Annotated in this window: 25 protein-coding genes and 1 pseudogene; 8 read left to right on the forward strand and 18 right to left on the reverse strand. The window is 68.2% G+C overall.

The features are described from left to right. The 7 genes and pseudogenes from ABZV44_RS28880 to ABZV44_RS28910 all read right to left on the reverse strand — a co-directional run. A pseudogene (locus ABZV44_RS28880) lies at positions 1-866 on the reverse strand (Fe-S oxidoreductase); the annotation flags it as partial. 199 nt (positions 867-1,065) lie between these two features. After that, positions 1,066-2,181: a type 2 isopentenyl-diphosphate Delta-isomerase gene (fni, locus tag ABZV44_RS28885; RefSeq protein WP_354842809.1), complete on the reverse strand. Its 1,116-nt coding sequence runs from the start codon at positions 2,179-2,181 to the stop codon at positions 1,066-1,068. Further along, positions 2,178-3,290, reverse strand: a complete 1,113-nt coding sequence (locus tag ABZV44_RS28890; RefSeq protein WP_354842812.1) for a phosphomevalonate kinase — start codon at positions 3,288-3,290, stop codon at positions 2,178-2,180. Before ABZV44_RS28890 ends, fni begins: the two co-directional genes overlap by 4 nt. Further along, on the reverse strand, positions 3,287-4,288 hold the full coding sequence (gene mvaD, locus ABZV44_RS28895; RefSeq protein WP_354842814.1) for a diphosphomevalonate decarboxylase: 1,002 nt from the start codon (positions 4,286-4,288) through the stop codon (positions 3,287-3,289). The genes ABZV44_RS28890 and mvaD overlap by 4 nt, the downstream gene beginning before the upstream one ends. Continuing rightward, positions 4,285-5,250, reverse strand: coding sequence for a mevalonate kinase (gene mvk / locus ABZV44_RS28900; RefSeq protein WP_354842817.1), 966 nt, complete (start codon positions 5,248-5,250; stop codon positions 4,285-4,287). Before mvk ends, mvaD begins: the two co-directional genes overlap by 4 nt. Before the next feature lie 2 nt (positions 5,251-5,252). Next, positions 5,253-6,434 (reverse strand): hydroxymethylglutaryl-CoA synthase, encoded by a 1,182-nt coding sequence (locus ABZV44_RS28905; RefSeq protein ID WP_354843197.1) that lies wholly within the window; start codon positions 6,432-6,434, stop codon positions 5,253-5,255. Positions 6,435-6,438: 4 nt separating this feature from the next. Beyond that, positions 6,439-7,503, reverse strand: coding sequence for a hydroxymethylglutaryl-CoA reductase (locus tag ABZV44_RS28910; protein ID WP_354843199.1), 1,065 nt, complete (start codon positions 7,501-7,503; stop codon positions 6,439-6,441). 412 nt (positions 7,504-7,915) lie between these two features. On the opposite strand from ABZV44_RS28910, the gene ABZV44_RS28915 reads away from it, so the two are divergent. Genes ABZV44_RS28915 through hypF form a run of 4 tightly spaced genes read left to right on the forward strand, consistent with a single transcriptional unit; the run spans position 7,916 to position 12,851 of the window. After that, positions 7,916-8,905 carry a ParB/RepB/Spo0J family partition protein gene (locus ABZV44_RS28915; protein ID WP_354842820.1) on the forward strand — a complete coding sequence of 330 codons (990 nt, stop codon included), beginning with the start codon at positions 7,916-7,918 and terminating at the stop codon, positions 8,903-8,905. Next, positions 8,836-9,507: a cysteine hydrolase gene (locus ABZV44_RS28920; RefSeq protein ID WP_354842823.1), complete on the forward strand. Its 672-nt coding sequence runs from the start codon at positions 8,836-8,838 to the stop codon at positions 9,505-9,507. Before ABZV44_RS28915 ends, ABZV44_RS28920 begins: the two co-directional genes overlap by 70 nt. Further along, positions 9,504-10,520, forward strand: a complete 1,017-nt coding sequence (hypE, locus tag ABZV44_RS28925; protein WP_354842826.1) for a hydrogenase expression/formation protein HypE — start codon at positions 9,504-9,506, stop codon at positions 10,518-10,520. Before ABZV44_RS28920 ends, hypE begins: the two co-directional genes overlap by 4 nt. A gap of 9 nt (positions 10,521-10,529) precedes the next feature. Then, the gene (gene hypF, locus ABZV44_RS28930; RefSeq protein ID WP_354842829.1) at positions 10,530-12,851 is read left to right on the forward strand and encodes a carbamoyltransferase HypF; all 2,322 of its coding nucleotides are present in this window, start codon (positions 10,530-10,532) and stop codon (positions 12,849-12,851) included. A gap of 69 nt (positions 12,852-12,920) precedes the next feature. Here hypF and ABZV44_RS28935 read toward each other — a convergent pair whose 3' ends face one another. Together ABZV44_RS28935 and ABZV44_RS28940 are read right to left on the reverse strand one after the other, a co-directional pair. Then, on the reverse strand, positions 12,921-13,442 hold the full coding sequence (locus ABZV44_RS28935; protein ID WP_354843202.1) for a hypothetical protein: 522 nt from the start codon (positions 13,440-13,442) through the stop codon (positions 12,921-12,923). 7 nt (positions 13,443-13,449) lie between these two features. Further along, a complete protein-coding gene (locus tag ABZV44_RS28940; protein WP_354842832.1) occupies positions 13,450-14,313 on the reverse strand; it encodes a helix-turn-helix domain-containing protein in 864 nt (287 codons plus the stop codon). A gap of 258 nt (positions 14,314-14,571) precedes the next feature. Between ABZV44_RS28940 and ABZV44_RS28945 the strand changes: the two genes are divergently transcribed. The 3 genes from ABZV44_RS28945 to ABZV44_RS28955 all read left to right on the forward strand — a co-directional run bounded on the left by ABZV44_RS28945 (position 14,572) and on the right by ABZV44_RS28955 (position 16,425). Next, on the forward strand, positions 14,572-15,423 hold the full coding sequence (locus ABZV44_RS28945; protein WP_354842835.1) for an alpha/beta hydrolase: 852 nt from the start codon (positions 14,572-14,574) through the stop codon (positions 15,421-15,423). A gap of 103 nt (positions 15,424-15,526) precedes the next feature. Beyond that, on the forward strand, positions 15,527-15,844 hold the full coding sequence (locus ABZV44_RS28950) for a hypothetical protein (RefSeq protein ID WP_354842838.1): 318 nt from the start codon (positions 15,527-15,529) through the stop codon (positions 15,842-15,844). Then, positions 15,844-16,425: a carboxymuconolactone decarboxylase family protein gene (locus tag ABZV44_RS28955; RefSeq protein ID WP_354842841.1), complete on the forward strand. Its 582-nt coding sequence runs from the start codon at positions 15,844-15,846 to the stop codon at positions 16,423-16,425. Before ABZV44_RS28950 ends, ABZV44_RS28955 begins: the two co-directional genes overlap by 1 nt. 262 nt (positions 16,426-16,687) lie before the next feature. Here ABZV44_RS28955 and ABZV44_RS28960 read toward each other — a convergent pair whose 3' ends face one another. From ABZV44_RS28960 to bioB, 3 genes are all read right to left on the reverse strand, one after another. Continuing rightward, the gene (locus tag ABZV44_RS28960; RefSeq protein WP_354842844.1) at positions 16,688-17,404 is read right to left on the reverse strand and encodes a DUF2567 domain-containing protein; all 717 of its coding nucleotides are present in this window, start codon (positions 17,402-17,404) and stop codon (positions 16,688-16,690) included. Next, on the reverse strand, positions 17,404-17,619 hold the full coding sequence (locus ABZV44_RS28965; RefSeq protein WP_354843205.1) for a hypothetical protein: 216 nt from the start codon (positions 17,617-17,619) through the stop codon (positions 17,404-17,406). The genes ABZV44_RS28960 and ABZV44_RS28965 overlap by 1 nt, the downstream gene beginning before the upstream one ends. A gap of 101 nt (positions 17,620-17,720) precedes the next feature. Next, the gene (gene bioB, locus ABZV44_RS28970; protein WP_354842846.1) at positions 17,721-18,758 is read right to left on the reverse strand and encodes a biotin synthase BioB; all 1,038 of its coding nucleotides are present in this window, start codon (positions 18,756-18,758) and stop codon (positions 17,721-17,723) included. A gap of 111 nt (positions 18,759-18,869) precedes the next feature. Between bioB and ABZV44_RS28975 the strand changes: the two genes are divergently transcribed. Beyond that, positions 18,870-19,454: a TetR/AcrR family transcriptional regulator C-terminal domain-containing protein gene (locus ABZV44_RS28975; protein ID WP_354842849.1), complete on the forward strand. Its 585-nt coding sequence runs from the start codon at positions 18,870-18,872 to the stop codon at positions 19,452-19,454. Between the two features lie 44 nt (positions 19,455-19,498). On the opposite strand, the gene ABZV44_RS28980 is transcribed toward ABZV44_RS28975, so the two are convergent. From ABZV44_RS28980 to ABZV44_RS29005, 6 genes are all read right to left on the reverse strand, one after another. Further along, positions 19,499-20,647 carry an alpha/beta hydrolase gene (locus tag ABZV44_RS28980; RefSeq protein WP_354842852.1) on the reverse strand — a complete coding sequence of 383 codons (1,149 nt, stop codon included), beginning with the start codon at positions 20,645-20,647 and terminating at the stop codon, positions 19,499-19,501. Between the two features lie 162 nt (positions 20,648-20,809). Beyond that, the gene (locus ABZV44_RS28985; protein WP_354842855.1) at positions 20,810-21,286 is read right to left on the reverse strand and encodes an SRPBCC domain-containing protein; all 477 of its coding nucleotides are present in this window, start codon (positions 21,284-21,286) and stop codon (positions 20,810-20,812) included. Positions 21,287-21,316: 30 nt separating this feature from the next. Beyond that, positions 21,317-22,714 (reverse strand): HAMP domain-containing sensor histidine kinase, encoded by a 1,398-nt coding sequence (locus ABZV44_RS28990; RefSeq protein ID WP_354842858.1) that lies wholly within the window; start codon positions 22,712-22,714, stop codon positions 21,317-21,319. Then, the gene (locus ABZV44_RS28995) at positions 22,711-23,370 is read right to left on the reverse strand and encodes a response regulator transcription factor (protein ID WP_354842861.1); all 660 of its coding nucleotides are present in this window, start codon (positions 23,368-23,370) and stop codon (positions 22,711-22,713) included. The genes ABZV44_RS28990 and ABZV44_RS28995 overlap by 4 nt, the downstream gene beginning before the upstream one ends. A 26-nt stretch (positions 23,371-23,396) precedes the next feature. Beyond that, positions 23,397-24,653: a DUF1501 domain-containing protein gene (locus ABZV44_RS29000; RefSeq protein ID WP_354842864.1), complete on the reverse strand. Its 1,257-nt coding sequence runs from the start codon at positions 24,651-24,653 to the stop codon at positions 23,397-23,399. Positions 24,654-24,669: 16 nt separating this feature from the next. Further along, positions 24,670-25,893: a DUF1800 family protein gene (locus ABZV44_RS29005; protein WP_354842866.1), complete on the reverse strand. Its 1,224-nt coding sequence runs from the start codon at positions 25,891-25,893 to the stop codon at positions 24,670-24,672. Positions 25,894-25,895 lie beyond the last annotated feature (2 nt).

The following is a 25,895-nucleotide window of genomic DNA, read 5'->3' on the forward strand; positions in this document are numbered from 1 at the left end:
CACGAGAAATCCTCGAACCTACCCACACCGAAAGTGTCATTGTCCGGATCCGCGGTCTCCATCTCGATCGGCTTACCACCCGACATCATCGGCTTCGCCGCACCCAGCGCCACACCGCCATCGGCCTCACGCTTGAAATAGATATTGAAGAACGCGGCGAACCGGTGCCACGCCACACCCCAGTCGATATTGCGGCTGACCACCACGACCCACACCAGCGCCGTCATCAGCTTGCAGAACGCGAAGACGGAGACCGCCGCGGCGCTCGCGGGGAGCAGCTTGGCGATATGCATGCTGACGAAGTCGCTGGCGGCGTGGTGCTCACCGGTGTAGGCCTGCACCAAGGCCTTCACACCGACCATGCTGATGCCCTCGGCGAGCACGATGAGCTCGACGAAGTAGGCCGCCAGGAAGTTGGAGCCGGAGAACCGCGAGAGCCGCGCGGGCCGCCGCGGGTGGTTGGCCTGCCGAATGATGATGAGCGCCAACACACCGACGATGGTGCCCAGCCCCAACAGCTCGTCGAGCAGGTGATAGACGAGGGTGTCACCGATCAACGGCCACGTGAAGGTGGGGCTGAAGATCTGCCCCTGCGCCTGGAAAACGGTGACGAACCCGAGCAGGAAGCCGACCATGACCAGCCAGTGCGCCCAGCCGACGGTCCGGAACTTCACCATGCGGGTGTGCGCCGCGAATTCCTTGACCAGGGTGGCGATTCGGGGCAGGAACGGCCCGAACCGGTCCGGTGCCGGCTGCCCCAGCCGGATGGTGCGCACGATATTGCGCACCGCCAAAACGAACCCGGCCCACGCGGGCACACCGACCAGTATGGAGATGATGCCCAGCGTTATTTGCAAGGGGCTCATGCAGTGGCCTTTCATTCACGAAGCGACGCTGTGTCGCTCGGCGCTCGTCGCATCATAACTTGCGCTAAGTTACCCGCGGGTAACTTAGCGCAATCCATGTTACTCGCGGGTAGGGTATCAGCAACCTCAGCGAATCGAGCTACCCCACGCGCGCCGGATGTGGTGTGCCGCAAATTCATTCGATATGAGCGCGCTGATCTCAGCGGAGGCGGCTCGTTGGCACGATGGGCCGCAGTGGATTCCGCGAGCGCCGGGCGTAGGCGGCCGGGTCGATGCCGCGCAGTCGGCAGATCTCGGCGAGCCCGCCGGTCAGCAGCAGGTCGGCATCCGCCAGCGCGCGCACGGTGTCCGCGCCGAGCACCACCATGAGCTGCCGGATCTGCGTGATCCACGCGGTGATCGCCGCGATCAGCGCATCGACCCCCTCGGACTCGAGGATCGTCAGGAAGTGCCCGGATACCCCCACCGCGCGGGCGCCGAGCGCCAGGGCGCGAACGACATCGAGCGGAGTGCGCACCCCTCCGGAGGCGAGCAGCGCGACCCCGTTCGTCAGGGCCGCTTCGGCTCCGTCGACCAGGCAGGCCGGGGTGGACAGGCCCCAGTCGGCGAGCAGGCCGAAGTCGGCTCCTCGCCGCCGGGCATTCTCGATCAGCGCGAAATTCGTTCCGCCATTGCCGGATACATCGACGATCCGCACGCCGAGCTCGGCCAGCCGCGTGACCGTATCGGCGCTGATCCCGAACCCGACCTCCTTCACGATCACCGGTATGCCCAGCGTCTCGGTGAGGCGAGCGATATGGCGCGGCCAGGCCGAGAAGTCCCGATCGCCCTCCGGCATCACGATCTCCTGGATCGCATTGACGTGCACCTGCAGTGCGTCGGCACCCAACAGCTCCACCGCGCGCATCGCCATCTCCGGTGTGACATTGGCGTTGACGTTGGCGATGACGTAGCCGTCCGGATTCTCGCCGCGCAGCACGCGGTAGGTCTCGGCCACCGAACCGTCTGCCAGGTACGCGCTCATCGAACCCGACGCGATCGCCAAGCCGGTCTCCCGCGCGGCGATGGCCAGTCCACGATTCACCTCGCCGGTGCGGGCGCTGCCGCCGGTCATCGCGTTGATGTACAGCGGCACCGGCCACGTCGTGCCGCCCACCTCGGTGGCGAGCGAGACGGCGTGCTCCGCGGTGCCACGCAGGGCGTGGTGGACGAAGGCGACCTCATCGAACGGAGACCGGCGATGCCCGGCCATCGATTCGCGATGCTGTGCGACGGCCAGGCGGACATGATCGTCCTTGCGGCTGGCATAGCTCATCTGCTGCTCTCTTTCCTCTCGGGTACCCGGAGATTCAGCGGTTCGACGCCGGCGGCTCGCCAGCGCTGCCGCAGGGCCGGCGCGCGGGCGGGATCGATCAGGGCGATTCCGCAGTCGCCGCCGCCCGCGCCGGAGCTCTTCGCCGCCGCACCGAGTTCCTCGGCCAGAGAGCGCAATCGACACAGTTCGGGACTCTCGATGGCGGTACGGGATACCGCGGCCAGCTCACGGAGCAGGCGACCGGCGGTGCTCAGCGCGAGCTCGGCCGCTCGATCGTCGCCGGAGCGGCATGCCGTCGCGAACTGCTCGACGCACTGATCGCTGGCGGTGACGAACTCCCGATAGGCCGAACCATGGTGTCGGACGGCCCGTTTCATGGCCGCGACCAGCGCGCTCGAATCCGCCGGTCGCCCAACCCATCCCACTTCCAGGGACAGCTCGCGAGGGGGCGGCAGCGACCGTACCGTCAGGTATCTCCACGGCTGCCGGATCAGCGCCCCCAGTTCGGTGTCCGGCCGCGCCAGCGCCGCGGTCAGGGCGGCGCGATCCGGGGTCCGGTAGTACACCCAGCCGCCGTGCGCCGAGGCCGCGACATCACCCCCGGAGCAGTGCGGATCCACCGAGAACACCGACAGCAGAGCCAGTTTCGTCTCGGTATCCGGATCCAGCGGCAACTCGTAGGCCCGGGCGACGGCCCGTACCACCGCTACGGTCACCGCTCCGGAGGACCCCAGCCCGTATTTGCGTCCGGTGGCGGAATCATCCAGTTGGGAGTCGATTTCGAGGGTGAAGCCCACCGGCTCGTGCCCTGACTCGGCCGCGTAACGATCGACGATGGCCAGGGCCGCCAGCACATGGGACAACCCGACCGCACCGGCTGTCCTCGCTGACACCGGCTCGAAACACACTCCCCGGCTGATGAATTCGATGCAACGCCCCGGCGCGCGGTTGGTGATGATCGTCCGCACCACAGGATCGACCGAGCTCACCGGGGTAAGACGCACGCGCACATAGCGATCGATGCCGACCAGCACCGCCGCGCTGCCCGGCTCCAGGACCGCGTATTCGCCGACGATGTACAGCTTGCCCGGAACGGCAACGGTGATCATCGTTCTCCGCTGTCGGAGAGGACGGCACCGGGCCCGGCGGTGGTGACCACGATCCGCTCCGCTCCCCCGGCCACCTCGGCGACGGCCGCCGCGACGACAGCGCTGTCGCGGGAATCGCACAGCACCTTCACATTCGGACCGGCGTCCATCGTGGCCCAGGCGCCGATGCCCGCGGCACGCAACTCCAGCACCAGGTCCAGCACCCGCAGCGTGCCGGGTGCGAAATACCGTACGGCCGGTCGGGCGCCGAGCATGGTGGCATGCATCCCGAGGGCGTTGGCCTCGGCGATCTCCCCGACGGTCGCCAGATCGCCCTCGCGCAGCGCCGCCCGCATGCGGTCCAGGTCCCGGGCGGACTCCGCCACCCACGGCGGATAGAACGGCGACGTGGCCATGGTCCGCCGCATGGCTTCCCTACTGGAAACCGCCTTTTCGCGGGTATCGACCAGGGCCACCACCAGCGCCGGATCCAGCAGCGGCGCGTCGATCGGCTCGGCGAAGCTGCTCAGGTCACCGGCCGCGCCGGCACCCACGCCACGCCACCACACCGCGAAGCCACCGAAGACCGAGCGCGCCGCACTGCCGGACCCGCGGCGCGCCAGCCGGGACAGCGCGGCTCGATCCAGGTCCAGTCCGTAGGCGGTCGCGGCGGCCAGCGCCAGTGCGGCGAAACCCGCGGCCGAGGAGGCCAGTCCGGCTGCGGTCGGCACCGTGTTCACGGTGTCCACCACCGCGTACCGCCGGTCGCCGGTCCGCTCGCGCACCAGCTCGAGAAACCGCGAGACCGGTGCGGCGAAGGCCGCGGGCGCCGGGGCTCCGGAGAAGGTCACCCGGTCGGCGGTCGAGTCCGGCCCCACCGTGACCCTGGTCGTGGTGGGGAATTCCCGCAGGGTCAGCGACAGGCTGGTGGTCATCGGCAGGTGCAGGACCTCGTCCCGCTTGCCCCAGTACTTGATCAGGGCGATGTTCGGATGCGCGATCGCCGCAACGGAATTCATACTTCCACCGGATTCAACGGAACCTCGAGACAGCGCTGGGCACCTGCCGCGAGCAGTGCCGTGTGGACGGCGGGGGCGTCGGTGGTCAATGCGATGACGCAGCCGCCGAGCCCGCCGCCGGAGAGTTTGGCGCCCAGAGCTCCCCCGGCCAGTGCGGCGGTCACCAGCTCGTCGACGGCCGGGCAGCTGACGCCCAATCGCACCAGAATCCGCTGTGCGCCGGTCATGGCATCGCCCAGCTCGGCGAACCGCCCGAACCGCAGATGCTCGGCAGCACCGTGGGTGAGCTGCCCGGCTCGCTCGAGCAGATCCTCACCTGCCGCGCCGAGGGCGTGCAGTCGCCGGCGCGCGGTCGCCACCGCCACTCGGGTGCTGCCCGGCACACCGGTGTCGCCCACCACCAGGACCGCTCGATCCGCGCTGTCCGCCACCGGAAGTGGCCGGGCCACCCCGTCCTGGAACCAGAGCGGCCCGGCCGAGCCGATCACCGTGCGCGCATCGACGCCGCTGGCGTTCCCGTGCGCCAGCGCCTCCGATTCCTGGATCAGCGCGAAAAGTGTTTCACCGGACAGTTTTCGATCCCACAGATCGGCGACCGCCCTGATGATGGCCGCCGCGATTGCCGCGCTCGAACCCAGACCCCGCTCGCTCGGGATATCGCTGTCGACGGCGATGGCCAGGCCCTCATCGGGAACCCGGAGATGGTGGCAGACCGCCGCTACCGCGAGCCGCGACACCGCGGTATCGCCCGGCCCCGCAGCCGGTTCCCGGCCTGCCACGTTCGTCGACTCCACGGTGACCGGGCCCCTGGATCGGCGCGCGGTGGCGGTGACCCCCATGAGCGGCACCGGCAGCGAGATGGCCGGGCGACCGTAGAGCACCACATGCTCACCGAGCAGGATCAGTTTGGCGACGGCCCGGCCATGACCGAGGGTGCGGTCCGCCGACCGTTCAGCACCCATCCTCATGCCTGAATCAGGTGACATGCCTCGTACATTCGCGAATGCTCGGCAACGGCCCGCAAACGGAACGGCCCGGCCCCGTCGACCGCCAATACCTTCGACGAACCGTCCTCGGGTAACTCGAATTCCCTTATCTCACGATATCTTTCGTAGGAGATCGGCTCCCGTCGCGCGATGGCGGACTGGTTGGCCGAGGTCCGCAGTCGCCGCCGATATCCCGGCACCATCGACAATCCGAAAAACTCCGCGACACAACCCGATCCGTAGCTCAGCATTCCGACGGAGCGCCCGCTGAGGTCCTCGGCGTGGTCGAGCAACGACATGAGACCCACGTACAGCGAGGCCGTATAGCTGTTGCCGACAAGGCGATTGTAGACAGTGGTGGCTGCGAGGTCCGCGTCCAGCCGCGCGTTATCGGTGTCGATACCGTGGATTTCCAGCAACCGCGCGTGCGCCTTGTAGGCCATTCTGGTGAACGGCTGGTGATAACAGAACGCCGCGAAATCCTGGATCGCCCGGCCGCCGCGGGCTTCGTAGTCCTTCCACACCTGTTCCACCGCTTCGAGATACAACGAGACCGACAGCTTGCCGTCCACCATCGGTGTCGAGCGGTAGTTGGGTCGCCAGAAGTCCTGCACATTGGCGGTGTACAGACCCGACACGGGCTCGAGGACCGCGACGGCCGGGTCCGCCGACACCAGCATGGCGACGGCGGCCGCGCCCTGCGTGGCCTCACCGGCGGAACCGAGATCGTATTTCGCGATATCGCTGGCGAGCACCAGTACCTTGTGGCCGGGGTTGCGGTGCACGAGTCCGGCCGCGAAGTGCAGCGCCGACGTGCCCCCGTAACACGCTTGCTTCAATTCCACCGCCCGCGTCGAGGACGGTAATCCCAGCAGGTCCTGCACATAGATCGCGGCCGCTTTGGACTGGTCGATCCCGGTCTCGGTCGCGAGCAGGACGGTGCGGATATCCCCGGCGTCGTGCTCGGCCATGATCTGCTTCGCCGCGGCGGCGGCCATGGTGACGATGTCCTCGTCCGTCGCCGGAACGGTCTGCGTGCTCTGCCCCAGGCCGACGGTGTACTTGCCGGGGTCGACGCCGTGCCGCTCTGCCAACTCCTCGAGGTCCAGCGCGTAATGCCCGGTCGCCAACGCGATATCGTGAATTCCAATAGGAAACACCACGTCAATTCTCTCTATCCGATGGTGGGCGTTCGAAATTCAGATGCGTCCGCATCAGTTCGCCGGCGTTCGTCTGGGCCGCCAGCAGCGACAGCTCGCCGCACAGCACCGCCGCCGCTGTCACCACGGCGAGCCGGCGGGCATTCTCCCCCGTCGCCCGGTCCGCACCGCAGCCCAACCTGGCGAGATTCGCCGCGGCGAAATCCAATCCCTTTCCGTTTCCGACCGTTCCGACAATGATGTTCGGCAGCGTGCACGAGAAATAGAGATCACCATCGCGGTCCTCGGCGTGCGTGATGCCCTGCGAGCCCTCGACGATATTGGCCGCGTCCTGGCCGGTGGCCAGGTAGACCGCCAGCAACATGTTCGCGTAATGCGCGTTCGCGGAACGGATTCCGCCCGCCAGACTCGTTCCGATCAGATTCTTGCGGACATTGAGAGCAGCTACCCGCCGCGCGGTCGTGTGCAGATCGTTCGCCACCACGGCACGCGGGATCAGCAGTTCGGTCACCACATTCTTGCCGCGGCCGAGAATGCCGTTCACCGCGGACGCTTTCTTGTCCGTGCAGAAGTTCCCCGACACGGATTCGTAACGCAGACCGGGGAATACGCGCACCAGGTACGCGAGGAGGGCATCGGCGGCCAGGGTCGCCATATTGTGGCCGGAAGCGTCGCCGGTAGCGAATTCGAATCGCACGAACAGCAGATTTCCGGCGATCTGGTGCCGGACATTCAGGAGTTCGGCATAGCGGCTGCAGTCGGCGACGATCCGGCGCATCTCCCCCATGGCATCCCCGAGCCGGCGGACCGCCGCCAGTGCCGCACCGGCGTCGTCGGCCTCGAGCAGGACCGACCGGGTCATCCGTTCGTCGACGAGCGTGCACACGACGCCGCGGTCGCAACGCCTGGTGATCTTGGCGCCGCGCGCCACCGACGGCCACAGCGGTGACTCGTAGGTGGCCAGCGGGACCTCGATCGGTTCGTCCACCACATTGCCAGTGATCTTGATCGGGCCCACCCAGCGCAACGGGACGACCGCCGCGTCCTTTTCACGCTCGGTACCGGTCATGGACATCGAATCTCCCCGAGCATATTCGTGTTATTGCGATTTACATATATGGAAACCGAAGTCGGCCACGGTATTACCGCACATGTCGATCTTCGGGACAAGGGCCGGGCGCACGTCGTCGATCCCACCGAGTGACGCATCCGACTGTGAGCGGGCACAGTGCACCCAACCACACCCCGCCGGGCCTCCTGTCCTGCGGCGATGGCTCGAATCACGCTGTGCAACTGCGGCTTTCGCCCAGTTGCACAGCCCGGGAAGTGGCACACGACCTGTGGATCGACACACTCCCACGGCACATGGGACGGTGGGCGATCACAACAACCATGCCGACCGGTCGAGTCCTCTTGCCGGAAGGATGAGCCTGCGGTAATTTTCGAATTCTGACCCTGTAAGACCAAGGGGCACTACATATTTGGAGCACTCCTCGAAATTGAACCGCGTCAGAACAACCTTAGAGATTGCATCGCTGGTTACTATCGGCTCCCCGAGATCCGAGGGTGAGGATCATTCGCACATCGAAAGGTTGGTCGAGGCCGAGTGGCCTTTGCCGCCCATTCTCGTTCATCGGCCCACAATGCGGGTCATCGATGGATTTCACCGCACATTCGCCGCGCGACTGAAGGGATTCACACATATTGATGCATATCTGGTGGACGGTTCCGAGGAACTCGCATTCATCGTCGGGGTACGCGAAAACACGACCCACGGCCTGCCGCTGTCGCTGAGCGATCGGCGCGCTGCCGCGGAACGCATCATGCGGACGCATCCGCACTGGTCGGATCGCTCGATCGCGACCACCGCGGGCCTGTCCGCGAAGACCGTGGCGGCGATCCGCGGCCGGATTCACGACGATTCGCGATCGAGCCATCGCCTGGGAAGTGATGGCCGCCTACGACCCGTCGACACCAAATCGGCCCGGCGCACCGCCGCCGAGCTGATCCTGGCCCGCCCGGACGCGTCCCTGCGCAGCATCGCTCAAGAAGTCGGCTTGTCCCCGTCCACCGTTCGCGATGTACGCGCCCGGCTCGAACGCGGGGATGATCCGCTCGTTCATTCGAACGAGCACAGACCTCCCCGTACCCCACCGGAGCAGGAGAGCAAACTCTCCGACACCTCCGATCGGCCGGCACCCCCTTCGCCTCCCGAGAAGCCGGCGGACCTCGGCGCCCTGCTGGCCCTGCTGGCCCGGGACCCGGCGCTGCGTATGAGTGCCAGCGGCCGCGACCTCCTGCGCTGGATGCATCAGCACGCGGTGAAGAGCACCGATATCGAGAAGATAGCCGACGCCATTCTCCCGCACACCCGGGACCACATCATCGAATTCGCGAATCAATGCGCGGTCAACTGGTCGAATATCGCCCAGGATCTGCAAAATCACTCGGACACGACGCAGAACAACTAATTACTGGAGTAGTCGACATGTCAAAGATTGCAGTCCTCACGAGCGGCTTGCAGTACGATATCGTCGGAAAGAATCCGGAACGCCGGGCGGCGATCGCCGCGGCGACCGCACATGTGGCGGGATTCTTGTCCGATCTGCGGAAACGCGGCTATCCCGTCTTTCACCTGCAGCTCATCAACGAACCCGACGATCCCCTCGCCGAACGGTACGACGGCCGTGTCCCCGCGCTGCGCGGCACGGCGGGCGCCGAAGTGATCCGGGATTTCCTCGAGCCGGACGATATCGTTCAGGAGCGGAGCAAGGACAGCGGATTCTATGAGACCGATCTGCACGAACGACTCCAGGCAATCGGGGTCGAGACCCTGATTCTCATCGGTCTGCAAACCCAGATCTGTATTCAGACGACTGCGGCCGACGCATTCTTCCGCGGATACATTGTCGGCGTGCCGAGCGACTGCGTATTCTCCGCCGTCGAAGCCGACCGGCAGCGTGCACTCGAATGGCTCGAGGGTTACTGCGCCACAGTCGCCGATTCCGGGGAAATTCTGCGGACGATCGATGAGAACGGCGGCCTCCCCCGGAAGGAGACCAAGACACCGTGACTCTCGCGACCCAGCAGATCCAACTCGACCACGGCACCGGCGCGACACTGTCGAGCGAACTCGTGGCATTCATCGCGGAGACCTTGGGCGACGTCTATGTGGGCGAGATGGAGGACAGTGCCGTCCTCGCGGTGGAGGGCAGCCGTATCGCGATGACCACGGACAGCTTCGTGGTCGACCCTCCGTTCTTCGGCAATGGCGACATCGGAAAGATCGCGGTGTGCGGGACCGTCAACGATCTCGCGGTCTCGGGAGCGGCCCCGCGGTATCTCACGCTCGGAATGATCCTCGAGACGGGACTGCCGTTCGACCGTCTGTCCCGCGTACTGACCTCGATCAGGGACACCGCTCGCGAAGCCGGCGTGCAGATCGTGTGCGGCGATACGAAGGTCGTGCGCGCCGGGGAAGCGGATCAGTTGTACCTCAACACAAGTGGGGTCGGTTTCTTCGTCCGGGAGCCACTGCGGATGGACGCCGTGCGCCCCGGGGATGCGGTCATCCTGTCCGGCCCCCTCGGTAATCACACCGTGCATCTGCTGTCGATCAGGGAGGGCCTCGGCTTCGAAAGCCGGGTCCTCAGCGATTGCGCACCCCTCAACACCATGATCGACGGCGTGCTCGCCGCGGTGCCGGCCGGATCGATTCGCTCGATGCGCGATGTCACCCGCGGCGGACTCGCGGCGGTGCTGCACGAGTACGCGGGCAAGTTGGACAAGACAATCCGGATCGAGGCTCCGGCATTGCCCATTCAGCACGAGACCGCGATGGCGGCGGACATGCTGGGGATCAATCCACTGCACTGCGCCAACGAGGGCTGCGTGGCGATCTTCATCGATCCCGGGGCGACCGATCAGGTACTCGCCGCGCTCCACGCGCACGAGTACGGCCGGCACGCGGTGGCGATCGGCGAGGTGACCGCTCTCGATGGCGCGGCGGTCGTTCTCCGGGATTCCGCCGGCCGCGAATCCACACTGCAACCTCTCCGCGGCGCCGAGCTGCCCCGGCTGTGTTGAACCGATGTCATGACCGAACATGCGACCTGGAAAATCAGGGTTACCGGCGTCGTTCAGGGCGTGGGCTATCGCCCGTTCGTCTACAAGCTCGCCCGTGAACGGCACTTGGCCGGATGGGTTCGCAACGATCCCGAGGGCGTGCTCATCGAGGCGAGCGGCCACGAGTCCGTGCTGCGGCGCTTCAGCGAGGAATTGGCGAGCAGGGCTCCGGAGTTGGCCCGCGTCGATGGCGTGGTAGCCCTCAGCCGATCGGCGGGGCGGTCGGCGGCCACCGATTTCGAGATCGTGCACAGTGCGCACGGCGGAGCGAAAGTCGCTCTGGTGCCCGCGGATACGCATGTGTGTGCCGACTGCCTGGCCGAGTTGCGCGATCCGGCCGATCGCCGCTATCGGTACCCGTTCATCAACTGCACGAACTGCGGTCCACGCTATTCGATCATTCGCGCGCTTCCGTACGACCGGTCGCAGACCACGATGCGCTCGTTCACCATGTGCGAGAGGTGCGACCGGGAGTATCGGGATCCGATGAGCCGGCGCTTCCACGCGCAGCCCAATGCCTGTGCCGACTGCGGACCTCGTCTGTTCCTCGCCGACCGGCAGGGAGCGGTTCTCGAAGGCGAGGACGCATTGCGCCGGTGCGCACGGGAATTGACGGCGGGACGGGTCGCGGCCGTCAAGAGTGTCGGGGGCTTCCATCTCGCCGTGGATGCGCGCCGCGCCGAGTCGGTGGCCTTGCTCCGCGAGCGCAAACGCCGGGATTCGAAACCCTTCGCCGTCATGGTCCGGGATCTGGCCACCGCCCATCGGATCGTGGAACTGTCCGCCGCCGAGGAAGCACTGCTGCGATCGCCCGCGCGGCCGATCCTGCTGGCGCGCAAGCGTTCCGGCGCGCTCCCGGAAGGCGTCGCCCCGAGGAATCCGAATCTGGGACTGATGCTGCCCTCGGCACCGCATCATCACCTGCTGCTGGACGAATCCGGCCTGGACGCGGTGATCATGACGAGTGGAAACATCTCCGGCTATCCGATAGTCCATCGCAACGAGGATGCGCTCCGGCAGCTTTTCGAGATCGCCGATGTGATCCTCTACCACGACCGCGAAATCGAGATCAGGGTCGACGATTCCGTGGTCCGGTTGTCCGCCCACCCCGCGTTGGACGGCCCCCTGGTGACGTTCCTGCGCAGAGCGCGCGGGTATGCGCCGTATCCGGTGGACGTCGGCCGTCCGCTGGCTCCGCTCGTCGCCTATGGCGCCGAACTCAAGACGACGGTGGCCCACTCCGCCGGTTCCCGGGTCTTCCTCAGCCAGCACATCGGCGACCTGAAGAACGACGAAACCTTTGCCGCTCATCGCAAGACGGCGGCACACCTGGCGTCGCTTTATGATCTGGAGCCCGCGGCGGGTGTCTACGACATGCACCCGCAGTTCCGCTCCAGCAGTGCGCACGAGGGCATCGGCGAACCGGGCGATCCCGTGTTCGTCCAACATCATCACGCTCATATGGCGGCGTGCATGGCGGAGAATCGGCTCACCGGACCGGCCATCGGTGTGGTGTTCGACGGAGCCGGCTACGGCACCGACGGCACCATCTGGGGCGGGGAATTCCTGGTGGGTGGCTTCGAAAGATTCGAGCGGGCAACGCATTTGCGGCGTTTGGCGCTGATCGGCGGTGACCGAGCGGTGCACGAACCGATTCGGACCGGGGTATCGGTCGCCCTGGACGCATTCGGCGATATCGACACCGCCGTCAAGGCGTTCCCGGCGATCGGCCGGCTCGAGCCGGATCGCCGGCATGTGTATTCGACGATGCGAGCGCAAGGAATCAATTCGCCCGAGGTATCGAGTATGGGCCGGCTCTTCGACGGGGTCGCCGCCCTCCTGGATATCTGCTGCTACGCCGAGTACGAGGCCCAGGGCCCGATCGAGTTGGAGGGCCTGCTCGAGCGGGACCTCGCCATGGCCGACGGATACGAGTTCGACTACACCACAACCGAAGTCGACTTCGGACCGGTGATCCGCGCGATCGCCGAGGACCTCGCCGCCGGCCTACCGCTCCCACAGATCAGCCGGCGGTTCCATTCCGGCGTGGTCACCATGGTCCGGCGGCAATGCCGCGAGATCTCCCGTGCCACCGGCATCCGGCAGGTCGTCCTCTCCGGCGGCGTATTCCTCAACGAATTCCTCCTGGTCAACTCCCTCACAATGCTCGAGCGCGACGGATTCGACGTCTACAGCCACCGCCACGTCCCCCCGAACGACGGAGGCATAGCCCTCGGCCAGCTGCTTGTCGCGGACCACCGGCGCGCCCTCGGGAACGGACGGGTCGGGTGAGAGGCGACGCGTCGGTGGCGAACTCGCGCCTTCGGCTTCGCCGTTCCCGACTCGCACCGATAGCCGGAACTACCAGCGGACCATGGGCATCGGACGCGTCGGATGGGTCAGCGCATAGCGAGCGGCTTGCCGGGCCAGGAATGCGTGAAAGCCGACATAGGGCAACTGTGCGACAACAGCTTTCACCTCGGCCCTGGACACTGGTCGATGAAGCAGCCCGTGTGTCACATCGATCCGGTCGGCGACGCGGAAGGTCTCGGCCAACCGATCGTCGACGCCGCGAAGGCCATGATGCTCGAGCACCATCCGACGTGCAGCCGCTATATCGCCGATCCCGAATTCAGCAGCGTGACAGCCCACCAGATCCGCCGACGCAGCCAAATAGTCCCAGCTCCCCACCGTCCAGATCCCCAGATCGTGCACCGCCCACGCCAGCGCCGCAACATCCGGCACCGCCTCCCCCAGCAACAACTGCTGATAGTTCAAACAGCGCAACACATGATTCCGGTACACCGGCAACGAATCACCGACCTCCCGCCGATGCCGATCGAGCACGGCATCCACAATCGGATGAGAATCCCGGATCTGCATCCAATGATCATCGCGCACCGACCCACGATTCGGTGGACATGCTCGTCATCCCGGCGGTCGGCCAGGCGATGTCGTCGACGGCGAGCCAGGAGGTCACGGCGACGGCGGTGGGGGTGATGCCGGAGAAGGCGACTATGTCGCGGTGGAGATGGGATTGGTCGGCGTAGCCTGTTTCCGCGGCGACGCGGGCCGGGTCGGTGCCGGCGGCGAGGCGGTGGACGGCGTGGTCGAAGCGGATCAGGGTGGCGGCCCGTTTGGGGGGCAGGCCGAGTTGGGTCTGGAATCGGGACCACAGGCGTTTGCGGGTCCAGCCGAGTTCGTCGGCGAGGGCGTCGACCCGGACCAGGCCGTGACCGGAGCGGATGCGGCGCCAGGCCCAGACCACCTCCGGGTCGGCCGACGGCGCGTCCGCGTAGCGGCGGGCGAGCAGGGCCTCGATGAGTGCGAAACGTTGGTCCCACGAAGGGGTTTCGGCCAGTTGTTCGCGGATCAGCGCGGACTCGCGACCCCACAGGGCATCCAAAGGCACCAGGGTGTCGGACAATTCGGCGAGGGGGACGCCCAGGAGCGGACCCGCGATCAGGGGAGACAGGCGCACCTGCACGCATTCGATCTGCGCGCCGCGCACGCGCCGGGTGCCGGTCCCGAGCCCGCTGACCAGGCTGCCCCCGCACCGGCCCGCAGCGTCGTCGACGGTGACCGCGCCGGGGCCGAACTCCAGCAGCAGGGTGATGTCGGGATGCGGCAGCGCCAGCTGATCAACAGGATTCACCCCGCGATCGCGGAAGCCGGCCATGCGGATACCGGGGAGCCGGCCGGGCCGCGAGGGGCAGACGACATCCCAGACAGGTTCGGGTGCGGTGACGCGCACGCCTTCATGGTGGTGGCCGCGGAACATTTGTTCAAGCCGGAGGGGTGCGGCGACGGCGACCGTAAGTGCGTGACTTCCTCAGCCGCACGCCCCGGCCATGCGCAAGAATCTCCGACCCGACTCTCCGGCCACTCGCCAAGAAAGCAGGCCCGCCACCGGCAGGAACAGCGTGCCCACCGACGTGGCCGGAGGTACGGCCCGCGACGCCCGGTGGCCGCGGCCGCCCTCAGCATGCTTCTCGTGCTGGGCTGCGCCGCGGTGACGACAGCGCGGAGCGCCGCCGCCACAGGCGATTCGACGCTGACCGTCGACGGCCAGGACATCCACATCAGCCAGGACGGCCCGGGCGATGATCCCGCTCTGGTGCTGATCCACGGCCTCGGTGCGTCCGCTCACTGGTGGGACCAGGTGGTGCCGCTGTTGCCCGGCTATCACATCATTCGCGTCGAGCTGCTCGGTCACGGTGGTTCCGCGAAACCCGATGGTGACGACTATTCGATTCCGCAGCAAGGACATCGCGTCGCCGGTGTGCTGGACCAGCTCGGCATCCGGCACGCCCTCGTCGTCGGCCACTCCACCGGCGGCGCGGTCGCCACCTCGGTCGCCGAACAACGCCCCGATCTGGTGACCGGCCTGGCCCTGATCGACGCCGGCCCGGCCATGAGCGACGACACCTCCGAAGGCCCGGCCTCCCAACTCCTCACCACCCCCGGCATCGGCGACGTGCTCTGGCAGGTTCGCACCGACGACCTTCTGCGTCAGGCCCTGCACAGCGCCTTCGCCACCGACACCTACCCGATACCCCAGCAGTTCGTCGACGACCTGCGCGGCATGACCTACCACGCTCTCATCGCGACCGACGCCGCCAGCACCGACTACATCACCCGGCGCACCCTCCCGGACCGCCTCACCGACCTCGGCAAACCGCTCCTGGTGATCTTCGGTGACCGGGACCGCCGCTGGCGCCCCGACACCGCCACGGACGAATACCGCCGCGTCCCCGGTGCGACAGTGACGACCATCCCCGACGCCGGACACACCCCCTTCGTCGAGGACCCCTCGCGCACCGCCGCAATCCTGGTGCCCTTCACCAGGATTCACACCTCGTGAGCGGCCCCGAACCCGTCACGAGAGGAGCATGCGGCGCCGGGATCGAGCGCGGGCCTATGGTGGTCACAGGGAAAAGTGGGTAGCTGAGCCGACGGAGGCGGTCGTGGCAACCGAGGACAGGAAGCGAGCAGCACACCGCGCCCTGGTGGACCGGGTGCTGAACGGGACGGGGACGGCGCCGGAAGACCTGCGCGCCCGCGCCTTTCACAATGCCGATCTTCCGCCCCCATTACGCGAGCTCATCGGCAAGGTCGCCACCAGGCCGACGCAGACCGCCGACGCGGACTTCGCCGCCGCCGAGGCCGCGGGCTACAGCCAGGATCAGCTCTTCGAGCTGGTTGTCTGCGCGGCGGTGGGCCAGTCGGCCCGGCTGTACGAGGCCGGGCTCGCCGCTCTGGCAGCCGCAGCGGAGGACGCCTGATGCGCCCGGATATTCTCAACGACGGCTACCGCCCGACGACCAAGCTCCTGTTCGGCCTCATCGGACTGTTCTCTCGCCAGCCCGTGCCGGACGCCGCCAAGCTGGTCTTCTACCGCCCCGACTTCTATGGCGCCCAGGCGAAAACCTTCACGCACGAGGCCATGCGCGGCCCCTCGGCCTGGTCGGTCGCCGACCGGGAACTGATGGCCGCCCATATCTCCAAGGTCAACGAATGCGACTTCTGCATCGGCGCGCACACCGCCACCGCCGCCCAGGCCTACGCGGATGACGACCGTGTCCGATCGGTGCTGACCGATGTGGATTCGGCGCCCATCGAGGACGGTCTGCGGGCAACCCTTCGGATGCTCGGCACACTCACTCGCGAGGGCACGGTGACCAGCGCGGACATGCGCAAGGTGCTGTCGGCAGGCGTCACGCCGCAACAGATCGAGGACGCCCTGGCGGTCTGCGCGGCATTCAATACCACCAACCGTCTCGCCGATGCCTTCGACTTCGCGCTCCTCAGCCCGGCGGCCTTCGAAGCGGGTGCCGGGTACCTGCTCAAACGTGGATACCGCTAGGCGATCATCGGTCCTGGGAACGATCGCGGTGTTTGGTGGTGCGCCTGTAGCGGCGGCCGCTCGGGATCGGTTGGGACGCATTGGATCTGCGGAGTTCGTGACGCTGACGCCACGCGGTGAGGTCGGGGCGTTCCGCCGGTGCCGAGCCGGCACGATCGGCAGGTGCGGGCTTCATGGGTCCCCCTGGGTGATTCGGATCCGTGGACGCGAATACGGTAGGGGGTACAACGCCCGGGCTCCAGCGAATATTGCCGGAGCCGGGTCAGCGGGTGGCGCCGGAATCGGGCAGCGAACCGGGAGCGTCGAAGGGCACCACGGGTTCTCGCACGCCCATGGCCTGCTGCACGCCGCCGGGGTACGGACCGTAGGTGATGGCGGAACCGTACTGCGGCCCGGCGAGCACGGCCGGATCGGGGCGGCTGCCGCCGAACGGGAGGAATTGGCCGCTACCGAGATCGTCGGAGGTGCTGAGCGCGGTCAGCAGGAGCGCCACCACGGCGGCGGCCAGCGGCTGCGCGATCAGCGCGGCCCAACCCTCCACGGCGGGAGCGAAATCCACGATGGAGTGGAGGGCGGGATGCTGGGGGCGGGTGTGCAACTGCTCGGCGACGGCCTCCCCCGCCACCTTCATCAGGAAGGCGCCGCCCAGCGAGCCGAGCAGAATGCCCGACAGCAGCACGGGCCCCCGCGCCCGGCGCCAGCGCCAGGCCGCGGCCGTGCCGAGGACACCGAGCACAATGCCGATCAGCACGAAAATGGCGAGGGCATCGAAACGATGCATGCTCTCACCGGTGAGGGCGGTGCCGCGGTCGGGTTCGACCACCAGCAGCTGCTCGGCGGGAGCGAGGAACGCCCACACCACCCCGGCCAGGGCGCTCACCGCGAGGAGGACGGTGCACACCACCGCCGCCGCGCGCACTTCCCGCATCAGTACGTCGACGCGTAGTCCGCCCGGCTCGGCGGTGAGTGTGGTTGCCACTAGCGGTGTTCCAGGCTCGTGGAGTCGAGAACACCGTGGCGGGAGCATTTCGCCCACCAGCCGTCGGGGCTGACCTGCACGATCATGCGGCGACCGCACTGTTCGCAGAAGCGTGGGGGCTCGAGGCCCAGAGCGGCGGCCGCGGGAACCGGATCATCCAGACCCGGCACGATCCGCTTACCCGTGAAGGGGTTGTAGCGCTCCTCGATGTCCACGATCACCTCGATGGATCCTTCGTGTCTCAATAGCAGTGCACGGTAATGCGGGCCGGAGAGACCGTACCGCCACGGTACCGGTTTTCCATAGCCCGCTCGTCTCAGAGGGTTTCGTTGAGCGCCTTGATCGGCATCTTGAGCTCACCGAGCAGATCGATGTCGGCCTCGGCGGGACGGCCCAGGGTGGTCAGGTAGTTGCCGACGATGACGGCGTTGATGCCACCGAGGATGCCCTGCTTGGCGCCCAGATCACCGAGGGTGATCTCGCGGCCGCCCGCGAAACGCAGAATGGTGCGCGGGAGGGCCAGGCGGAACGCGGCGACCGCGCGCAGGGCGTCGGCGGCGGGCAGCACCTCGAGGTCACCGAAGGGGGTGCCCGGGCGCGGGTTGAGGAAGTTCAGCGGAACCTCGTCGGGCTCCAGTTCGGCCAGCTGCGCGGCGAATTCGGCGCGCTGCTCCAGGGATTCGCCCATGCCGAGGATGCCGCCGGAGCAGACCTCCATGCCCGCCTCGCGCACCATGCGCAGGGTGTCCCAGCGCTCGTCGTAGGTGTGGGTGGTGACCACGTTCGGGAAGTGCGAGCGCGCGGTCTCGAGGTTGTGGTTGTAGCGGTGCACGCCCATGGCGGCCAGCTGATCCACCTGCTCCTGGTTGAGCATGCCGAGCGAGCAGGCGACCTGGATGTCGACCTCGTTGCGAATGGCCTCGACGCCCGCGGCGACCTGCGCCATCAGCCGCTCGTCCGGACCGCGCACCGCGGCCACGATGCAGAACTCGGTGGCGCCGGTCTTCGCGGTCTGCTTGGCGGCCTCCACCAGCGACGGGATGTCGAGCCACGCCGCGCGCACCGGGGACTGGAAAAGTCCTGACTGCGAACAGAAGTGGCAGTCCTCCGGGCAGCCGCCGGTCTTGAGCGAGATGATGCCCTCGACCTCGACCTCGGGCCCGCACCACTTCATGCGCACGTCGTGCGCCAGGCCGAGCAGCTCCTCGAGCCGGTCGTCGCCGAGGCGCAGCACCTCGAGGGTCTGGTCCTGGGTCAGGCCGACGCCGCGCTCGAGCACCTGCTCGCGGGCGATGGCGAGAATGTCATCGCCTGCTGTGGTCACAGCATCGGTGGTGACGGCTGCCTGAGTCATGTCCGCGCGAATCCCTTCGTCCGACCGGTGTGGCCGAGCAACTTGAACGGTGTTCAGGGTAGGCTAGCAGTCCGGAACGTGAGCCGGAACACGAGAGGGTCGGGTTTTTCAGTGCAACTCCATCGCACGGACGTGGTCGACGGGGCCATCGCCATTCTCGACCAGTACGGTCTGGCGGATCTGACCATGCGCCGGCTGGCAAGCTCGCTGCACGTCCAGCCCGGTGCGCTGTACTGGCACTTCCCCAACAAGCAGGCGCTGCTCGGTGCGATCGCCGACCGGATTCTCGCGCCGATGGACGAACCGGTCCGGGCCGACGAATGGTCCAAGCAGATGACCGAATTGGCGCACCGGCTGCGCGAATGCCTGCTGGCCTATCGCGACGGCGCCGAATTGGTCTCGGCCACATACGCTTCCCGCCTCACCACCAGCAAGGGCCGGGAACGCCTGGCCAGCGCCGCGATTCGCGCGGGCATGACGCGCGAGGAAGCCGAACTCGCCGCCTACACGCTGCTGTACTACGTGCTCGGCCAGACGGTGGACGAGCAGTCGCGCATCCAGATGGATTCCGCGGGCGCGCTGACCGAGGAGAACTCGCCGCTCTACGACATGCCCGACGCCACCGCCCGTTTCGACTTCGGGCTGCAGCTGTTCGTCAGTGGCGTCCGCCACCTGCTGGGCAGCCGCATCCGCTGATCCGCCCGGCCGCCGACGACGCGGTGCGCTGACCCGCCGATCGGTCAGCGCCCGACCGAGACCACCGCCGCCTCGTCGGCCTGCACCTGCCGCACGAACGGCACCACCTGCTGCTCGATGACCGTGTTGTACTCCTGCGGCCGCTCGATCGGGTTGGCGTGCCCGGTGGTTCGCGTGGTCACCACCAGCAGCGTCCCGTTCACGCCACCGACCTGGTCGATCAGCACCTTGTGCGAGTACTCCACATCCACGATCGGATCGTCGTACGGGTTGTGCGGCCGGATGAACACGATGGCCGGACGGGGTTTGCCCGCAGCGGGTTTGGACAGCGCCCGCAGATCGTCGACCGCGCCGCCGGCCACGATGGCCTTGAACTGGGCCTCGATCAGGCCGTTGCTGGCGGCATTGGTGTTCAGGATCTTGTCGCGCAGAACGTTCTTCACCGCTGCGCGGAACTCGTCGCCGCGGATCACATAGCGTCCGCCGACGAAACTCTCATGGCGCGCATACGTTTCCACGATCAGCCGCAGCAGCCGGCTCTCCCGCGCGCCGGGCACCCAGCCCATCCAGCGCAGCATTTCCTCGCCCTGGTCGCGGCTCTCGGGGCGGACCGCGTTCAGATCCACCGGCGTGCAGTCCAGGAGCACCGCCCGCACCCGCTTCCTGCTGTCCTGGTGCAGGTGCTTGGCGATCTCCAGCGCGATGACCCCGCCCATGCTGTGCCCGGTCAGCACCACGTTCGGCACCTTGGCCGCGTCGGTGACCTTCACGATCAGATCCGAGATGACCTTGGTGTCGATACCGGCGTTGTCGTAGCGCACCGCCCACACCGATCCCAGCCGCCGCAGCGACGGCAGCGCCCGGGCGGTGTCACTGGCGTCGAGGACGCCGAGCCCGACCAAATCGAAGACGGCGGTGTCGCCGGCCTGCGAGTCCGACGGGCCCGCGATGGGCAGCACGGCGGGCTCGGTGCGCGCCAGCCGGGCCTGCTCCGGCAGCACGTCCAGACCCATGTATTCGGCGAAGGCGCCCAGCGCCACCAGCGGCACCAGGCTCAGCCGCAGGACCAGCAGCCGGGTCCGCCGCCAGCGGACCCAGCCGACGCCCGAACGGGTCGCGCGCAGGCGCGCGCGACGCCGCCGGTCGTCGTAGTCGGCGACGCCGGACGGATTCGGAAAACCCGGCAGCGCCATACCAATCAACTGTACGAATTTCCGGCTGGTCATCCAGGCTTGTTCTGCCGGTCATCTCCTGGTAGCGCACAGGTCATCTCGGTAGGCAGCGCTCATCGCCGCGCAATGCCGAGGGATCGACGGCGAATTCGCGGGCAGTGTCAGTGGATTTCGCGGGCGGTGTCAGTCCTCGGCTGCCTGCTCGGCCTGCTCGGCGTGCTCGGCGAGTTTGGCCAGGGCCGCGCGGAAGCCGATCTCGTTCTCGTCGGGCGAGAGTCCCGGCGGCAGGTTCTCGTGGTACGCGGTCACGCGGGTCCCACCCGGGACGTCGTCGAGGGTGTAGGTCACCGTCATCTCGCCACGCAGATCCGGGTCGTCCGTTTCGAATTCGAGGGTCTGCACCACCTCGCGATCGGGCACGACCCGGGCGAACACACCGTGGAAGGTGTCGGTGTGCGGGGCCGTCTTCCCCGCCCGGGTGTGCAGGTCGTAGGTCAGCGAGATCCGGATCCGCCCGCCGACGCGGGCATCGAACTCATGGATGCGACTGGTCATGCCGTCGGGAACCATCCATGTGCGCACCGAATGCGCATCCAGGAGCGCCCGGAAGACATTCGGACGCGGGGCACCGACGAACTTCTCGACTCGAGTGGAAGGCACCGCGCCACCCTACGCCCGATGTGATGAAGATCACGACAACTCCGCCGAGCTGCCCGGCACGTCCTCGGGCGCGACCGGCAGCGCGAGCGTGGCCAGGGTGCCGCCGCCCGGCGCCGGAGCCAGGGTCACCGAACCGGAATGGACGGTCGCCACCCATCGCACCAGTGACAGGCCGATGCCGTGGTGTCCGCGCGCCCCGACCGCGCCATGCCGGAAGGGGTCGGTGAGCGCGGGATCCAGGCCGGGCCCTTGATCGCGCACCAGCACCTGGCCCGCCGCCACCCGCACCTCCACGGGCGTGCCGCCGTGCACCAGGGCATTGTCGATGAGATTACGGACCGCCAGGGCCAGCAGATCCGGATCCGCCCGCACCGCAGTGGGTTCCGCGGTGAAGGTGACGTCGGCGCCGCATTCCGCGACCACGCCCTCCACCAGCTGGTCCAGGTGCAGGCGCTGCCGATCCAGTTCGCCCACACCGGTTTCGGCGCGAGTACGGGCCAGCAGCCCGGCCACCATGCGGCCCATGCGGTCGGTCAGCGCGCGGGCGTCGGTGACCGCGCGCCGGGTGTCGGCCGGATCACGCAGCGCCGCATCCAGGTAGAGCCGCAAAGTGGCCAGGGGCGTGCGTAATTCGTGCGAGGCCTCGGACAGGAAGCGCTCCTGCTGGTCGAGCATGCGCACCGCCTCGCGCATGCTCACCCCGGACAGCAGATGCCCGGCCACGGCGGCCAGCGCCACCAGGGTCAGCCCGCCGACCCACAGGGCCACGACCAGGCTGCGGTGGTCGCTCTCCCCCGGCGCCGGGTCGCCGCCCGCGAAAACGACGGCGCCGACGCTCGAGTCGTCGTCCCAGGCCGGGGCCGCCGCCAGCCGTACCGGATTGCCGTCGCGGTCGGTGCGGCTGTGCCACTGGGTGTCCTCGGCATCGGCGGCCCGCTGCGCGAGTCCGGTCAGGTCCGCGGGCAGTCCGGATCGCCTGTGCACGAACAGTTCCTGCCAGCGGCCGTTCTGGTCGCGGACCAGAATCGCGACGGCGCTGGGGCCACTGGCCAGATCGTCGTCGCCGCGCACGGTCTCCAGATCGATGCCGCCGTCCTCGTTCCAGTACACTTCGCGCGCCAGCCCGGTGACCACCCGGTCGACGCCCGCGTCCAGGGCCTTCTCCCGCGAATGCCCATCGATCGAGGCCGCGAGGGACGCGAGCACGATCAGGCAGACGGCGGTCAGCGCGGTGAACAGCCCGGTCAGCAGCCACCGCGTGCGCCGCAGCCGGCCCGGCGTGGTCGGTTGCGACGTGGGCCGGCTTCGCCGCCAGCGGGCGAGCCGGCCGCGCGAATCATGGCCGGCCGCACCAGGATCGGCGTCCACCGGTCGCGCGCCCGCGTCACCGGGGCGGCCGTGGGCCGTCGTGCGCCGCCGGAACTTCACGGCGTGATGGTGAAACCGGCGCCGCGGACGGTTTCGATGAGGGGCGGGGCGCCGAGCTTGCGGCGCAGCTGGGCGACCACGACGTCGACCACGTTCGAGGCGGGTTCGGCCATTTCGTCCCAGCAGCATTCGATGAGTTCGGCGCGGGTCACGACGGTTCCGGCGCGGACCGCGAGGAGCTCCAGGACACCGAACTCCTTGGGAGTCAAGGTGAGCAGTGTGCCCGCGCGGTGGACACGGCGACGTGGCCGGTCCACCACGAGGGTGCCGACGACCGTGCGGGTGGGTGCGGGCAGCTCCCGGCGGCGGCACAGCGCGCCCACACGGGCGGCCAGTTCGTCCATGGCGAACGGCTTCACGACATAGTCGTCGGCGCCGTGGGCGAAGCCGTCGAGCCGGTCGGCGAGGGCATCGCGGGCGGTGAGCATGACGACCGGCGTGCGCTGCCCGGAGTCCCGATGGGCGTGCACCAGGTCGAGGCCGTCGCCGTCGGGCAGGCCGCGGTCGACGACCAGGCAGTCATAGGTATTGACGGTGATCTTCAGGTCGGCGTCGGCGTAATCGCGGGCCAGGTCCACCGCGAAACCCGCCGCGCGCAGCCCGGCCGCGACCTCGTCGCCCAGATTCCTGTCGTCCTCGCACACGAGTACCCGCACCTGGGCTATTACAGCATCCGTACCTGTCACGCGGCCACGACCCCGGGCAGCGGACGCGGGGAACCGGGCAGGACGTCCCCGGCCGGGACGCCGAACCAGCTCTCGGCGACGGTGGCGTAGAACTCGGTCATGTCGACCGTGGCACGCAGATTGCCGTCCGCGTCGAGGGCGCGCAGTGACGGTGTTTCCCCGAAGACGCCGGGATTCGTCGGCCCGAGCAGCAGGGCCGTCCCGGCCGCGCCGTGGTCGAGACCTTCCGAGTCGTTCACCGGGACGCGGCGGCCGAATTCGCTGTACGCGGCGACGAGCACGCGATCGGCGATGCCCCGGGCGGCCAGGTCCCGGCGGAAGGCGGCCAGCGCCGTGTCGAGCTCCCGCATGAGGGTCTCGTAGCGGCGCGGGTGCTTCGTATGGGTGTCGAAGTCCGCGCCCATGGGGACGTGCACGATGCGCAGGCCGTGGTTGTCGTCGGCGAGCAGCCTTGCGGCCAAACGCAATTGGACACCCAGGTCACTGCCCGGATAGCCGTCCGCGGCCGCCGGGAGGGTGGCCGCCACATCCGAGAACCGCAGCGCGGCCGCGCCGCCCGCCCGGGCGGTGGCGAAAAGCGGTGCGTCGGCGCGGTCGGGGTGCGCCATGGCCCGCTGGGCTGCCAGCCAGGCGGCGCGGACGTTCTCGTCCTCGAAAACCGGGAACAGGCCATCGTTTCCGGCATCGACGGACAGTGTGGTGACCCGTTCGCAGGCGAGCGCGGGTGTGTCGCCGACACCCAGCGACACGCCCACCGCGGGTGCGGCCGGATCGCCGAGATGGTCGCAGAGCCGCCCGAGGAATCCGGTGTCCGGGCGGGCGGTGCCCTCGGGATCGCCGGTCTGCCAGCGGTGCAGCATCTCGAAATGCGACAGATCGGGTTTGGCGGTACCCACGCCCGGAATCACCGAGACGCCGGCGGCGGCCAGTTCTCTCAGCTGTGGATGCAGGCCGAGCGCGCCGTCGATGGCGTGCACGTGCTCGGCGGCGAGGGCGGTGCCGCGCCGCAGGTCACGGTAGCGGGAGTCGGCGTAGGGCACGGCCATCGACAATCCGTCACTGCCCCCGGCCATTTCGATCACCACCAGCCGCCGCTTGTCGAGCGCCGCCGCCCGTATCGGCGCGGGCGGATGCCAGACCCCCGGCGCACCTGACGAGCCGAGCAGCCGATGGCCCGCCACCCCGCCGACCGCGGCCACCGCCCCGGCGCCGATACCCGCCCGCAGCACGGTGCGCCGATTCAACGAGACCATGGAAAGTCCTTCCCGTTCATGCCAGCGTGAATTCCGGCGAGGTGATGATCAGGGCCAGCAGGGCCGTCGCGGCCTGTTCCGGATTCCGGCGCAGTTCGAACGCCAGATCGCGGGCGGCGGTGCGGGTTCCGGGGCTCGGGTCGAAGATCGAGGCGCGGGTGAACGCGGCCGCGACCGGGTCGCCGGCCCCCGCGATCTCGGTCAGTGCGGGCGCGTTCACCGCCAGTGCCGCTCGCGCGACGGCCGTACCCGGCGCGACCCACCGATTCCCCGGCGGCCAGCCCGCCACATTCGGCGGATAGAACGGCGATTGACCGAGCGCGGTCATCGTCTCGAAAGCGGTTGCCGCATTGTCGATCCCGCACACCGCCAGGGCGGCCGTGACCCATTCGACCGGATAGCGCGGGCGCGCGTACCTCGCCTCCCCGAACGACGGATCGCGCAGGATCGCCGCCACCAGGGGCCGAATTTCCAAGTGTGCCTGCGTGAATACCGCAGCCAGCTCGGTCAGCCGCTGGTCCGAGGCGACTCGGCCCACCAGGAAGTGGTGCAGTTTCGCGGCGAGGAACCGCGCGCTCTCGGGCCGATCGCACAGCACGTCGACGGCATCGCGAACGGTGGTCACCTGACGTCCCAGCAGCTCCACGGCCCGCTGATTCCCGGATTCCGGATCGAATGCCACCGACCCGTGGTCGTCGACACTCCATCCGGACAAGGCGACCGCTGCGGCCTCCACATCCTGCTGCGTGTAGTTCCCCCGCCCGAGGGTGAACAACTCCATGAGCTCTCGCCCATGATTCTCATTGGGCGCCTGCGCAACCGACCCGGCACCGTCCAGCCACTGCAGCATGGCCCCGTCCACCGTCACCGCCTGCGCCAGCTCCCGGAAATTCCCCAGCGCGAATTTCCGGAACAACAGGTGCTGCCGCCACATCAGATCCCAGGTATCGACCTTGTCGTGACTCGACGTGAAATGCCCGTGCCAGAACCACACCATCTTCTCGTGCACCCCGGCCGCCGGATCCGCCATCGCCCGCAGCCACGAACCAACCGGCCCATTCGAAACGGCATCGGCCTCCTCATCGAACACCGGCGTCGCAGGCACCACCGGAGCGGCGGCCAGCACACTCTCGATGACATCCCCGCCACCACCCCGATCGACGAGGGCCTCCACCTGCCCCGGAAACGGCCCGAAGGTGGTGCGCCGCAACACATGCGCGACCGCCGCCAACTCATCCATGC

This window comes from Nocardia sp. NPDC004860, assembly GCF_040609015.1.
Taxonomy (GTDB): domain Bacteria; phylum Actinomycetota; class Actinomycetes; order Mycobacteriales; family Mycobacteriaceae; genus Nocardia.